At 71.3% G+C, this 12354-nt stretch carries 14 protein-coding genes; 13 read left to right on the forward strand and 1 reads right to left on the reverse strand.

Features of this window, described 5'->3' with window-relative positions; translation table 11 throughout:
* Nucleotides 1-44 precede the first annotated feature (44 nt).
* Nucleotides 45-476, reverse strand: coding sequence for a hypothetical protein (locus tag AB0N90_RS22145; protein WP_365199088.1), 432 nt, complete (start codon nucleotides 474-476; stop codon nucleotides 45-47).
* Between the two features lie 266 nt (nucleotides 477-742).
* Between AB0N90_RS22145 and AB0N90_RS22150 the strand changes: the two genes are divergently transcribed.
* The 13 genes from AB0N90_RS22150 to AB0N90_RS22210 form a co-directional block, all read left to right on the forward strand.
* Complete coding sequence (locus tag AB0N90_RS22150) at nucleotides 743-1036, forward strand: heavy-metal-associated domain-containing protein (RefSeq protein ID WP_365199091.1); 294 nt, start codon at nucleotides 743-745, stop codon at nucleotides 1034-1036.
* Nucleotides 1037-1202: 166 nt separating this feature from the next.
* A complete protein-coding gene (locus AB0N90_RS22155) occupies nucleotides 1203-2645 on the forward strand; it encodes an MFS transporter (RefSeq protein ID WP_365199094.1) in 1443 nt (480 codons plus the stop codon).
* Between the two features lie 141 nt (nucleotides 2646-2786).
* On the forward strand, nucleotides 2787-3959 hold the full coding sequence (locus AB0N90_RS22160) for an aminotransferase class I/II-fold pyridoxal phosphate-dependent enzyme (protein WP_365199097.1): 1173 nt from the start codon (nucleotides 2787-2789) through the stop codon (nucleotides 3957-3959).
* An 82-nt stretch (nucleotides 3960-4041) separates the two neighbouring features.
* Entirely contained in the window at nucleotides 4042-4557 is a 516-nt protein-coding gene (locus AB0N90_RS22165) for a MaoC family dehydratase (RefSeq protein ID WP_361683507.1), read from the forward strand.
* A 63-nt stretch (nucleotides 4558-4620) separates the two neighbouring features.
* Nucleotides 4621-5451 (forward strand): SAM-dependent methyltransferase, encoded by an 831-nt coding sequence (locus AB0N90_RS22170; RefSeq protein ID WP_365199101.1) that lies wholly within the window; start codon nucleotides 4621-4623, stop codon nucleotides 5449-5451.
* Complete coding sequence (locus tag AB0N90_RS22175) at nucleotides 5448-6539, forward strand: class I SAM-dependent methyltransferase (RefSeq protein WP_365199104.1); 1092 nt, start codon at nucleotides 5448-5450, stop codon at nucleotides 6537-6539. The genes AB0N90_RS22170 and AB0N90_RS22175 overlap by 4 nt, the downstream gene beginning before the upstream one ends.
* A gap of 39 nt (nucleotides 6540-6578) precedes the next feature.
* On the forward strand, nucleotides 6579-7469 hold the full coding sequence (locus tag AB0N90_RS22180; RefSeq protein ID WP_361683502.1) for a diiron oxygenase: 891 nt from the start codon (nucleotides 6579-6581) through the stop codon (nucleotides 7467-7469).
* Between the two features lie 82 nt (nucleotides 7470-7551).
* Nucleotides 7552-8430, forward strand: coding sequence for a hypothetical protein (locus AB0N90_RS22185; protein WP_365199107.1), 879 nt, complete (start codon nucleotides 7552-7554; stop codon nucleotides 8428-8430).
* A 1-nt stretch (nucleotide 8431) separates the two neighbouring features.
* On the forward strand, nucleotides 8432-8866 hold the full coding sequence (gene acpS / locus AB0N90_RS22190; protein ID WP_361683498.1) for a holo-ACP synthase: 435 nt from the start codon (nucleotides 8432-8434) through the stop codon (nucleotides 8864-8866).
* Nucleotides 8867-9003: 137 nt separating this feature from the next.
* Nucleotides 9004-9246, forward strand: a complete 243-nt coding sequence (locus AB0N90_RS22195) for an acyl carrier protein (protein ID WP_361683496.1) — start codon at nucleotides 9004-9006, stop codon at nucleotides 9244-9246.
* Between the two features lies 1 nt (nucleotide 9247).
* Nucleotides 9248-10456 carry a methionine adenosyltransferase gene (gene metK, locus AB0N90_RS22200; RefSeq protein ID WP_361683494.1) on the forward strand — a complete coding sequence of 403 codons (1209 nt, stop codon included), beginning with the start codon at nucleotides 9248-9250 and terminating at the stop codon, nucleotides 10454-10456.
* 1 nt (nucleotide 10457) lies between these two features.
* Nucleotides 10458-11441 (forward strand): carbohydrate kinase family protein, encoded by a 984-nt coding sequence (locus AB0N90_RS22205; RefSeq protein ID WP_365199112.1) that lies wholly within the window; start codon nucleotides 10458-10460, stop codon nucleotides 11439-11441.
* The coding region (locus tag AB0N90_RS22210) for a homocysteine S-methyltransferase family protein (RefSeq protein WP_365199115.1) at nucleotides 11438-12354 on the forward strand (917 nt) is incomplete at its 3' end. The genes AB0N90_RS22205 and AB0N90_RS22210, both read left to right, overlap by 4 nt.

Genomic DNA, 12354 nt, shown 5'->3' on the forward strand with positions numbered 1-12354 from the left:
CATCGCCCCCCGGGGTACGGGGGAACGGGCCGCGCGGGGGCGGCCTAGATCAGCAGTCGGGAGAGGAGGGAGAGGTCCGGCGGCGCGCGGTGCGGGTTGCCCGGCAGGCCGCGCCCGGCGAGGACGCCCCGCGGCGGGGCCACGTGGACGGTGTGCGTCGGCACGGTCGGCGGGTCGAGCCACTGCGGTGAGCCGACGGCCCCCGAGGTGCAGTGCTGCATGTCGGCGCCGGAGCAGGCGCCGCCGGTGTCATGGTCCATGGCCGGGGTCAGGGCCTCGGCGGCCATGTCCTGCCCGGCCATACGGTGTCCGGTGTGATCCATGCCGGGCATCGCGCTCATGGCGGTCGCGGGGGTGGCCGGGGCCGCGCCCAGGTCGTGGTGGACCAGGACGGCGAAGGCGGCGAGCAGGGCCAGGACGGACGCCCACGACCGGCGCGCCGCGCCGCCGCGGGAACCGGTCCGCCGGTACGTCACCTGCCACCCTCCCCTTTTCGAGGCCGTGCCCGAGACTGCGCGATACGAGACCACTCGATACGAGACCACGCGAGACGGGACCACGTCCCGTACGTCACAGGCTCCAGGCACGTCACTATACCCCCTAGGGGTACGACGTCCAGCCGACCCCCCGAGATGACGATCAGATGACTAAGTACCCCTGGGGGGTATATCGTTCTGTTGTCGGGAGGCCGGGTGACCGCCCTTCCGCGGACCGAACCATGCTCACACCCGAGGAAGAGGCCATGACCGAACAGACGAACTCCGGCTCCTGCTGCGGCTCCTGCGGCACCGGCGCGGCGACCGACGTGCAGGTCCACGGCAGCGGCGTCACCACCGTGTACAAGGTCTCCGGCATGACCTGCGGCCACTGCGAGTCCGCCGTCTCCAAGGAGGTCTCCGCCCTGGACGGCGTCACCGCGGTCACGGCCGTCGCCGACACCGGCGAGGTCACGGTGACCTCCGCCGCCCCGCTCGACCAGGAAGCCGTCCGCGCCGCCGTGGACGAGGCGGGCTACGAGCTCGTCGGCCAGATCTGAGATTCCGCGCCGGCAGGGCGCGGCAACTCCCGGGCGAAGACCCCTCCAACCCCCAGGGGACGGAGGGGCCTTCGCCTTTTCGCGACCTCTTACATACCCCCCATGGGTATGCTACGGTGCAGCGCGAAGGTACCCCCCAGGGGTATATGGGAAGAAGGGTGGAGTCATGTCAGCGGTCAATCCCCGGCGCTGGTGGGCACTGGTCGTGCTCGCCGCCGCCCAGTTCATGGTCATCATGGACACGTCGATCATCGGGGTGGCGCTTCCCGAGATGCAGAAGGACCTCGGCTTCTCGCAGGGCGAGTTGCAGTGGGTCTTCAACGCGTACGTCATCGCCTTCGGCGGTCTGCTGCTGCTCGGCGGCCGGCTGTCCGATCTGCTCGGCGCCCGCAAGGTGTTCAGCACCGGCTGGACGGTGCTGGTCGCCGGCTCGATCGTGGCGGCCGCCGCGCAGAGCGCGTCCGTGGAGGTCGTCGGCCGCGCGGTCCAGGGCGTGGGCGGCGCGCTGATCGCGCCCTCGGCGATGACGCTGCTCATGATGCTCTTCGCCCACGACCCCAAGGAGTTGGGCAAAGCCATGGCGCTCTACGGTGCCGCGGCCCCTGCGGGCGGCACCGCCGGTGTCTTCATGGGCGGTGTGTTCACCCAGTGGCTGAGCTGGCCGTGGGTGTTCATCATCTACATCCCGATCGGCCTCGGCACCCTCGCGGCCACCAAGCTGCTCCCGGCCGTCGGCGGCCGGCGCGGCGGCGGGGTGGACGTGCTCGGCGCCGTCTCCGTGACGGCCGGTCTCGCGCTCGCGGTGTTCGCCGTCGTGCGCGCCCCCGAGACCGGCTGGTCCTCGACGGGCACGGTGCTGGAACTGGCCGGCGCGGTCGTGCTGCTCGCCCTGTTCCTCGTGATCCAGAAGACGGTGCGCGGGCCGCTGATGCCGCTCGGCATCTGGCGGGTGCCGCGCCTGGGTTCGGCGAACCTGGCGATGGCGCTGCTCGGCGCCGCGTGGATCCCGATGTGGTACTTCCTCAACCTGTACCTCCAGCAGGTCCTGGGCTACGGGGCGTTCGCGTCCGGCGCCGCGCTGCTCCCGATGACCGTGCTGCTGATGATCTTCATGACGGCCATCACGGCGCGGCTGCTCGCGAAGTTCGGCGCCAAGCCGTTGATCGGCGGCGGTCTGCTGGTCCTCGCGGCGGGTCTGGTGTGGCTGGCCCAGGTGCAGCCCACGGGCACCTTCGTGGTCGACGTCCTGCCCGCGTCGCTGGTCGCCGCCCTCGGCATGTCGCTCGCCTACATCCCCGCGATGATGGCCGCGATGTCCGGCGCCCCGCAGGAGCAGGCGGGTCTGGCCTCCGGCATCGTCAACACCACGTACCAGGTGGGTTCCGCCCTCGGTCTCGCGGCGCTGACCGCCGTGGCCACCTCCGAGGGCGCGGGCAAGCTGGGCGATCTGCCCGCCCTGACCGACGGTTTCAGCGCGGCGTTCATCTGGGCCGCGGCGATCGCCGCCGTCGGCGGTCTGGTCACGCTGCTCGCCATGCGGGGCGAGAACGCGGCGGCTCCGCGGGCGGGCGCCGCGCAGGAGGCATCCGGCGAACGGGCCGGTGTCTGACGGGCAGCACGCACGGCGGACCGGCACGGCGGCGACGGCCGGGCCCGCCGCCCCCGTGGACAACGCATTCCTTCGACGGGCCGTCCGGCCCCGGGCAACCGGAACGGGCGGCCCTGTCCCATGCACGGAAGGAGTCATCCCATGGACATCCAGACCCGCGCCGTACAGGTGCGGCACGAGCCCCTGTCGAGAGGCGGCCGGCCACTGAGCGTGCCGATCGTCCAGTCCTCGGCCTTCGCCTTCGACTCCGCCGCCGAACTGGCCGAGGCCATGGGCGGACCGGACGGGGCGTACGTCTACTCCCGGCGCGGCAATCCCACCGTACGGGCGCTGGAGCAGACGCTGGCCGGTCTGGAGGGCGGGGCCGCGGCGATCGCGTTCGCCTCCGGAATGGGCGCGATCAGCGGCGTGCTCCTGGCCCTGCTGCGGCCCGGCGACCATGTGATCGCCGGGCGCTGCCTGTACGGCGGCACATACTCCGTCCTCACCGATCTGGCCCAGCGCCACGGCGTCGACGTGGACCACATCAGCGGCGACGACCCGGCCGAGTTCGCCCGGCTGGTACGCCCGCGGACCCGCCTGCTGCACCTGGAGACCATCGCCAACCCCACCGGCCAAGTGCCGGACCTGGCAGGCTTGTTGACTGAGGCGGCCCGGCACGGGGTGCTCACCATGGTGGACAACTCCCTCGCCTCGCCGGTGCTGTGCCGCCCGATCGAGCACGGCGCCGATGTGGTCGTGCACTCCACGACCAAGTATCTGGCCGGACACTCCGACGTCCTGGGCGGGGTGGCCGTCTTCGCCGACGCGGGGCTGCGGGACCGGGTGTGGCCGAGGACCGTCGAACTCGGCGCGTGCGCCGACCCGTTCGCGGCCTGGCTGACCCTGCGCGGTCTGCCCACCCTGCCGCTGCGCATACGGCAGCACTGCGCGGGCGCGGAACTCCTGGCCCGGCGCCTCACCGGCCACGAGCGGGTGGCCGCCGTGCACTGGCCCTGGCTCCCGGACCATCCCTCCTACGACCGCGCCCGCAAGCTCCTCGACGGGGGCGGCGGCATGGTCTCCTTCGACCTCACCGGCGGCCGGGAGGCGGGGCGCGCCTTCATCGAGCGGGTCCGAGTGGCACGCCTCGCGCTGTCGTTGGGCGGCGTGGAGACGCTGGTGACGCACCCGGCGTCCACCTCGCACCGGGAGCTGGACGACGCGGCGCTCGCGGCCGCCGGGATCGGTGCGGGCACCGTACGGATGTCGGTCGGCATCGAGCATCCGGAGGACCTCTGGGCGGACATCCAGGCAGCTTTGATCGAGTCGTAGATTTTGGTTGACAAAATAAACGGTCGATTCGTAGATTGAGTGAAGCCCAGAGAACCGGCTCGTCCGCCCAAAGGGGGGCTTCATGCGCTACTTCGAGGACTTCCGCACCGGTGACGTCCATGAGCTCGGCACGGTCACCGTCACCGAGGAGGAGGTGCTGGACTTCGCGCGGCGCTTCGACCCGCAGCCCTTCCACATCGATCCCGAGCGGGCGAAGCAGTCGTCCTTCGGGGGTCTGATCGCCAGCGGGTTCCACACCTCGGCGCTCTTCATGCGGCGCTATGTCGACGGTCTGCTCGCCTACAGCGCCTGCGAGGGCTCGCCCGGCATCGACGAGGTCCGCTACCGCCGGCCGGTCCGCCCCGGCGACGTCCTCACCGCACGGGTCGAGATCCTCGGCTCACGCCCCGCGCTGGGCAATCCCGCCACCGGCATCGTCCAGCCCCGCTGCGAGCTGGTGGCCACCGACGGGACGGTCGTGTTCAGCATGATCCTGCACAGCATCTTCCGGCGGCGTCCCGCCGACTCCTCGGCCGCCAACCCCTCGTCCATGTCCGCGGCCCAGGACCCGGTCGCCTGCTGTGCCCGGCAGCGCTGAACACGGCCGTCCGCACATCCACCGCCTGCGCTGACCAAGCGCCGCCCCGAAGGGAGACCTCCCATGGAGGCCGTATCCCGCACCGCCCAGTGGACCGCCGCCGCGCGGGCCCTGGAGACCGACCGCGAGGACCGGCTGTTCGCCGATCCCTACGCCCGCAGCGTCGCCGGCACCACCGGCTTCGAGCTGCTGGACCGCTACGCGGGCGCGGGCACCGTACCGTTCCTCGCCATCCGCACCACCTATCTCGACCGCGCCATCGAGCGCGCGGTGCGTGACCGGGGCCTGCGCCAGGTCGTGTTCCTCGCGGCCGGCATGGACACCCGCTACTACCGGCTCACCTGGCCCGACGGCGTCACCCTCTACGAACTCGACCGGCCCGCGCTGCTGGCGGCCAAGGCCGCGATGCTCACCGGGGAGCCGGAACCCGCGGGGCGTACCCGCCGTACCGTCGCCGTCGACCTCAGGGAGGACTGGGTCGGCTCCCTCAAGGAGGCCGGCTGGCAGGCCGAGGTGCCGACCCTGTGGGTGGTCGAGGGCCTGCTGTTCTTCCTGCCGGAGGACGCCGTACGGGCCCTGATCTCGACGCTGTGGCAGCACAGCGCGCCCACCTCCGTGCTGCTCGGCGACGTCATCAGCGAGGCCGCGCTGCGCAACCCGCTGTCCCGGCCCTTCATGAAGGCGCTCGAAGAGGACGGCAACCCCTGGCTGTTCGGCACCGAGAAACCGGAGCAGCTGCTGCGCTCCTGCGGCTGGACCGTCCAGGAGGTGCGCCAACCCGGCGAGCAGGGCGCCGACTTCGGCCGCTGGCCCTACCCGGTGCCGCCGCGCGAGACGCCCCGCGTGCCCCGCTCCTTCCTGTTCACGGCGACCCGAGACGAGATCACCTCATGACGCAGCCGCCCGGCCCCGGGCACACCGGCCCGGCCCAACCGTCCGACGCCACGGGCGACTTCCATCAGCGTGTCATCGACGACGCGGCGGCCGCTGTGCGCGGACTGTCCGTCTCCCTCGGCGAACGCCTCGGCCTCTACCGGGTCCTCGCGGAACAGGGCCCGCTCACCCCGGGCGCACTCTCCGCACGCGCCGGCATCGCGCCGCGCTACGCCGAGGAGTGGCTGCACGCCCAGCTCAGCGCGGGCTATGTGGAGCGGCACCCCTCCTCCGACAAGTACACACTGCCCGCCGCACATGCCTCGGTGCTCGCGCAGCCCGAAGCGGCCACCTACGCCGCCGGGTTCTTCACCGCGCTCAAGGCGCTCTACGCCACCGAGGACCTGCTTGTGGACGCCTACCGCAGCGGCGAGGGCGTCGGCTGGGCCGAGCACGACCCGGCGCTCGACACCGGCATGGGCAGCTTCTTCCAGCCCACCTACCAGCACCGGCTGCTGACCGACTGGATCCCGGCGCTGCGCGAGGTGAGCGACAAACTCGCCGACGGCGGCACCGCGGCGGACGTCGGCTGCGGCGTCGGGCACACCACCCGGCTGATCGCCCGCGCCTTCCCCGAGGCCCGGGTCTACGGCTTCGACTACTCGGAGGAGGCCATCGCCATCGCCCGGCAGCTCGCCGCCGACGAGGGCCTCGGCGACCGGGTCGTCTTCGAGACCGCGTCCGCCGACGACTACCCGGGCACCGGCTACGACCTGGTGGCCTTCTTCAACTGCCTGCACGACATGGGCGATCCGGTGGCCGCGGCCCAGCACGTCCACAAGTCCCTCGATCCGGACGGCACCTGGATGCTGGTGGAGTCGAACGTCTCCCCCGCCGACATCCACACGCACACCCCGGCGGCCCGCATGTTCATGGCGCTGTCCGCCGTGATGTGCCTGCCGGTGGCGCTCGCGCAGCGCGGTCCGCACGCGCTCGGCAACCACTCCGGCGAACGGGCCTTCCGCGCCATCGCCGAGGAGGCGGGTTTCACCCGCTGGCGGCGGGCGGCCGAGACCCCGGTGAACGCCGTCTACGAGGTCCGGCCCTGACCAGTTCACGCACCGTACGCGCAGCGGATCGGAGAAACCATGGCCGCCACGGCCCTGCCCATCAGCGATCGCTTCCTGGAGATCCTCGAACGGCTCAGTGAGAAGTCCATCGAGGACTACTACAACCCGTACCAGCGCTTCGCCTGGCCCGACGCGCTGGACGAGAACCGCATGTGGATGAGCCCCGACCTGCTCACCGTCCACGGCACCCCGTACCACGACGAGTTGGACGAGGAGACCCTGCGGCGGCTGTCCAAGTGGGAGTCCATCAACTTCTACAGCCTGAACGTGCACGGCATCCGCGAACTGCTCATCGAGGTCGTCGGCCGCATCCACATGCCCGGCTTCGAGGTGCCGTCCGACTTCTTCCACCACTTCATCGGCGAGGAGAACGAACACATGTGGTTCTTCTCCGAGTTCTGCCGGCGCTACGGCGGCAAGATCTACTCGTCGATGACCATGGGCGCCGACTCCTCCTGGGAGCCCGCGGTCGAGAACTTCCTGGTGTTCGCCCGCATCCTGTTCTTCGAGGAGCTGGTCGACCACTTCAACACCCGGATGGCGCAGGACGAGACGCTCTGCGACACCATCCGCCAGGTCAACCGCATCCACCACCAGGACGAGTCCCGGCACATCGCCTTCGGCCGTGAACTGGTGTCGCTGCTGTTCCGGCGGATGCGCGAGGCGGTCGGCCCGGAGCGGCTGCGCGAGGTGGAGAACTACCTCAAGCGCTACGTCGTCTTCAGCGTCAACTCCCTCTACAACCCGCACGTCTACCGCGACGCCGGCATCGCGGACCCGCTCGGTCTGCGCCACGCGCTGCTCGCCGACGAGCGCCGCCGCGAGCAGGAGCGCAGGGCGATCCGCAAGCCGCTCGCCTTCTTCCGCAAGACCGGGATCTTCTCCGACGACACCCTGCCGGTCCTCTGATCCGGCGCGGGTCAGCCCCCAAGGCGCGTCCCGCCGACGAACGGGACGGCCGGTCCAGCGAACCGAGAGGTGGTCCACCACCGTGCCCGACACCATATCCACAGCGCCCCCGTGTTCCCCGGCCGAGAACCGGGGCCTGCCCTCCCTCGGAGCGGAGGGAACCGCCCTGCTCCGCCTCCTCGACGACACCTTCGAGAAATGGGGGGTGACCGCCGGGGCCCGCCCGATGACCATGCCCCCGCTGCTGCCCGCCGCCGACCTGCGGCGGCTCGACTACTACGAGAACTTCCCCCACCAGGCCGTCGTCGCCACCGCGATCGACGTCGACCGCCGGGGCGAGTACTGCACCGAGACGGGCTGCTTCCCGTGCAGCTCGCTCCAGCCCGCGGAACTCGGGCTGCCCTCCGCCTCCTGCTACGCCGTCTACCTCGACCACGAGGGCCGCGAGGTCGCCCACGACACCCTGGTGACCGTGGTCGGCTGGTGCTTCCGCAAGGAGGAGCGCTACGAGGGGCTGCGCCGCCAACTCGGGTTCCACATGCGGGAGATCGTGGCCCTCGGCAGCCGTGAGCACGCGGACGCGCACCTGCGGCAGTTCACCGAGCGCATCACCGCCTTCGCCCGCGCCCTCGACCTGCCGCTGCGCAGGGAGGCCGCCAGCGACCCCTTCTTCGACAAGGGCGGCTCCAAGGCCCTGCTCCAGCGCCTGTCGCCGGTCAAGCACGAGTTCCTCTTCGAGGACCTGGCGATCGCCTCGGTCAACACCCATCGCAACTTCTTCGGCGACCGCTGCTCCATCACCCTCGCCGGCACCGGCGAGCCCGCCGCCACCAGCTGTGTCGCCTTCGGCCTCGAACGCTGGCTGTCGGCCCTCACCCGGCGGTACGGCAGCTGGGCCGCCGCCACCGACGCCGTGCACGCGGCCCATGACCGCCTCACTCCGGTCGGCCCGGTGGTGTGAGGTGCCGGCCCACCCCACCGCCGAGGGCGGCGGTACGGGCTGGGCGAACCTCGGCATGGACATCGTGTCCGTCAAGCGCGTCCGCCGGCTCCTCGACGACTACGGCGAGGACTTCTTCCAGCGGATGCTGAACCCCGGCGAACTCGACGACTGCCGTACGTCCAGCGGCCTCGACCCGCTCAGCCTGTGCGGACGGATCGCGGCCAAGGAAGCGGCGTTCAAGACCCTGCGCGTCCGGAACCGGATACTGCCATGGCGCGACATCGTGGTGCGCCGCGCGGACGGCGGCTGGCCGCTGGTCGAACTGCGCCGCGCCGCCGCCGAGATGGCGGCGGAATCCGGCATCCAGGACATCACCGTGAGCATCAGCCACGACGTGGACTACGCGGTGGCCGTAGCCGCTCCCATCCTCGGCGGTCCCCGGCACCGGCCGTGAGACGCCCGCTCCCCCACGCCTCCTCGAACCCGCCGGTTCGAACCTCGCCAGTTCGAATCTCATCAGTTCGAGCCCCGTCAATTCATCCCTCATCCATTCGTTCCTCGTCCATTCGTTCCCCGTTAGGAGAAACAGCCATGACCGACGGTCTGCACCAGGTGAAGGACTGGATCCTCAAGCGCCACCCCGAGCGTGCCGACATCCCGGGCGACCTCGACCTGATCGAGAACCGGCTCATCGACTCGCTGTCCTTCGTGGAGTTCGTGTTCCTGCTGGAGCAGCACAGCGGCCGCGCCATCGAGATGGAGACCCTGGACGTCGACTCCATCCGCACCCTCGACGCCATCGAGGCCGCGTTCTTCCTCGCGGAGGTGAAGTGAGATGAGCCGGCGGCTCTTCACCTCCGAATCCGTCACCGAGGGCCACCCCGACAAGATCGCCGACCGGATCAGCGACACCGTCCTGGACGCGCTGCTGACCGAGGACCCGGCCTCCCGGGTCGCCGTCGAGACCCTGATCACCACTGGCCAGGTGCATATCGCGGGCGAGGTCACGACCCGCGCCTACGCCCCCATCGCCCAGCTGGTGCGCGACACCATTCTCGACATCGGCTACGACTCCTCCGCCAAGGGGTTCGACGGGGCCTCCTGCGGGGTCTCCGTGTCGATCGGCTCCCAGTCGCCGGACATCGCGCAGGGCGTGGACTCCGCCTACGAGGCCCGCGCGGAGGGCAACAGCGACGAGCTGTCCCGGCAGGGCGCGGGCGACCAGGGCCTGATGTTCGGCTACGCCTGCGAGGACACACCCGCCCTGATGCCGCTGCCGATCCATCTCGCGCACCGGCTGGCCGGCCGGCTCACCGAGGTCCGCAAGCAGGGCACCTGCCCCTATCTGCGGCCGGACGGCAAGACACAGGTCACCATCGAGTACGACGGAGACCGCCCGGTACGCCTGGACACCGTCGTCGTCTCCTCCCAGCACGCCGCCGACATCAACCTGGAGTCCCTGCTGGCCCCGGACATCCGGGAGTTCGTGGTGAAGCCGACGCTCAAGGCGCTCGCCGAGGAGGGGGTGAGCCTGGAGAGCGACGGCTACCGGCTGCTGGTGAACCCCACGGGACGCTTCGAGATCGGCGGCCCGATGGGCGACGCGGGCCTCACCGGCCGCAAGATCATCATCGACACGTACGGCGGCATGGCCCGGCACGGCGGCGGCGCGTTCTCCGGCAAGGACCCCTCCAAGGTGGACCGCAGCGCGGCGTACGCGATGCGCTGGGTGGCGAAGAACGTGGTCGCCGCCCAACTCGCCCGCCGCTGCGAGGTGCAGGTCGCCTACGCGATCGGCAAGGCGGACCCGGTCGGGCTGTTCGTGGAGACCTTCGGCACCGGATCCGCGCCCGTCGAGCGCATCCAGGCCGCGATCACCGAGGTCTTCGACCTGCGTCCGGCCGCGATCGTCCGCGATCTGGACCTGCTGCGCCCGATCTACGCGCGGACCGCCGCCTACGGCCACTTCGGCCGCGAACTCCCGGAGTTCACCTGGGAGTCCACGGACCGGGCCGACGCGCTGCGCGGGATCGTGGAGGGCTGAGATGCGGATCGCTGTCACGGGCTCCATCGCCACCGACCATCTGATGTCCTTCCCCGGGTGCTTCACCGACCAGCTCCTGGCCGACCGGCTGGACCGCGTCTCCCTGTCCTTCCTCGCCGACGAACTGGAGATCCGGCGTGGCGGCGTGGCAGCGAACATCTCGTTCGGCCTCGGACTGCTCGGTCTGCGGCCGGTCCTGGTCGGCGCGGTGGGCGCCGACTTCGAGCCCTACCGCGTATGGCTGAAGCAGCACGGGGTCGACACCGACTCCGTGCTGGTCAGCGAGGACCACCACACCGCACGCTTCGTCTGTACGACGGACCGCGCGCAGAACCAGATCGCCACCTTCTACGCCGGTGCGATGGCCGAGGCCCGCAGGATCGATCTACGGGCGGTCGCCGAGCGCACCGGAGGCCTCGGGCTCGTCATGGTCTCGCCCGACGACCCCGAGGCGATGCTGCGGCACACCCGCGCCTGCCGGGACCTCGGCATCCCCTTCGCCGCCGATCCCTCCCAGCAGCTGGCCCGCCTCAGCGGCGCGGAGGTGCTCGAACTCGTGGACGGCGCACGCTGGTTGTTCACCAACGAGTACGAGTCCGCGCTGCTCCTGGAGCGTACGGGCCTGACCGTGCCGCAGGTGCTGCGCCGGGTCGGCTGCTGGGTCACCACCGAGGGCGCCGCGGGGGTCCGCGTCCGCCGCGACGGCCACCCCGAGCTCACCGTCCCCGCCGTACCGGTCCCCGGCGCGGTGGATCCGACCGGCGTCGGCGACGCCTTCCGCGCGGGCTTCCTCGCGGGTACGGCGTGGGACCTGCCGGAGCGCCACGCGGCCGGACTGGGCTGCGTGGTGGCCGCCACCGTGCTGGACCACGTCGGCACCCAGGAGTACCGGCTGTACCGGGACCCCCTGCTCGCACGGCTGCGCTCCACCTATGGCACGGACTGCGCGGACCGGCTGGCGACACCGCTGCGGGGCCTGGCATGACGGCCGCGCGGATCGAAGCCCTGCGCACGGCGCTCGCCTCCCGGGTGGTGGTGGCGGACGGCGCGATGGGCACGATGCTCCAGGACGCGCGGCCGACGCTGGAGGACTTCCAGCAGCTGGAGGGCTGCAACGAGATCCTCAATGTCACCCGCCCCGACATCGTCCGCTCGGTCCATGAGGCCTACTTCGCCGTCGGCGTGGACTGTGTGGAGACCAACACCTTCGGCGCCAACCACTCCGCCCTCGGCGAGTACGACATCTCCGACCGCGTCCACGAACTCTCCGAGTCCGGCGCCCGGATCGCCCGCGAGACCGCCGACGCATTCACCGCCCGCGACGGCCGCCCCCGCTGGGTCCTGGGCTCCATGGGCCCCGGCACCAAGCTGCCCACCCTCGGCCATATCGGCTACGGCACGCTCCGCGACGGCTTCCAGGCGAACGCGGAGGGCCTGATCGAGGGCGGCGCGGACGCGTTGCTCGTGGAGACCACCCAGGACCTCCTCCAGACGAAGGCCTCGGTCATCGGCGCCCGGCACGCCATGCGACAACTCGGCCTGAACGTACCGCTGTTCGTCTCCATGGCCTTCGAGACGACCGGCACCATGCTCCTCGGTTCCGAGATCGGCGCCGCGCTGACGGCGCTGGAGCCGCTGGGCATCGACCTCATCGGCCTCAACTGCTCGACCGGGCCCGCCGAGATGGGCGAACACCTGCGCCATCTCGCCCGCAACGCGCGCATCCCGCTGCTGTGCATGCCCAACGCCGGCCTGCCCGTCCTGACCGGGGACGGGGCCTACTTCCCGCTCGGCCCGGAGGGCCTGGCGGACGCGCAGGAGACGTTCGTCCGTGAGTACGGCCTCTCGCTGGTCGGTGGCTGCTGCGGTACGACCCCCGAGCACCTGCGCCAGGTGGT

The organism is Streptomyces sp. NPDC093018 (assembly GCF_040684035.1).
GTDB classification, from domain to species: Bacteria; Actinomycetota; Actinomycetes; order Streptomycetales; family Streptomycetaceae; genus Streptomyces; species Streptomyces murinus.

What these genes read in the sequence shown, in the direction of transcription:
- AB0N90_RS22150 (WP_365199091.1), top strand. Translation starts at nt 743, where the DNA reads ATGACCGAACAGACGAACTCCGGCTCCTGCTGCGGCTCCTGCGGCACC.
- AB0N90_RS22155 (WP_365199094.1), top strand. Translation starts at nt 1,203, where the DNA reads ATGTCAGCGGTCAATCCCCGGCGCTGGTGGGCACTGGTCGTGCTCGCC.
- AB0N90_RS22205 (WP_365199112.1), top strand. Translation starts at nt 10,458, where the DNA reads ATGCGGATCGCTGTCACGGGCTCCATCGCCACCGACCATCTGATGTCC.
- AB0N90_RS22165 (WP_361683507.1), top strand. Translation starts at nt 4,042, where the DNA reads ATGCGCTACTTCGAGGACTTCCGCACCGGTGACGTCCATGAGCTCGGC.
- AB0N90_RS22170 (WP_365199101.1), top strand. Translation starts at nt 4,621, where the DNA reads ATGGAGGCCGTATCCCGCACCGCCCAGTGGACCGCCGCCGCGCGGGCC.
- AB0N90_RS22175 (WP_365199104.1), top strand. Translation starts at nt 5,448, where the DNA reads ATGACGCAGCCGCCCGGCCCCGGGCACACCGGCCCGGCCCAACCGTCC.
- AB0N90_RS22180 (WP_361683502.1), top strand. Translation starts at nt 6,579, where the DNA reads ATGGCCGCCACGGCCCTGCCCATCAGCGATCGCTTCCTGGAGATCCTC.
- AB0N90_RS22160 (WP_365199097.1), top strand. Translation starts at nt 2,787, where the DNA reads ATGGACATCCAGACCCGCGCCGTACAGGTGCGGCACGAGCCCCTGTCG.
- AB0N90_RS22195 (WP_361683496.1), top strand. Translation starts at nt 9,004, where the DNA reads ATGACCGACGGTCTGCACCAGGTGAAGGACTGGATCCTCAAGCGCCAC.
- metK (WP_361683494.1), top strand. Translation starts at nt 9,248, where the DNA reads ATGAGCCGGCGGCTCTTCACCTCCGAATCCGTCACCGAGGGCCACCCC.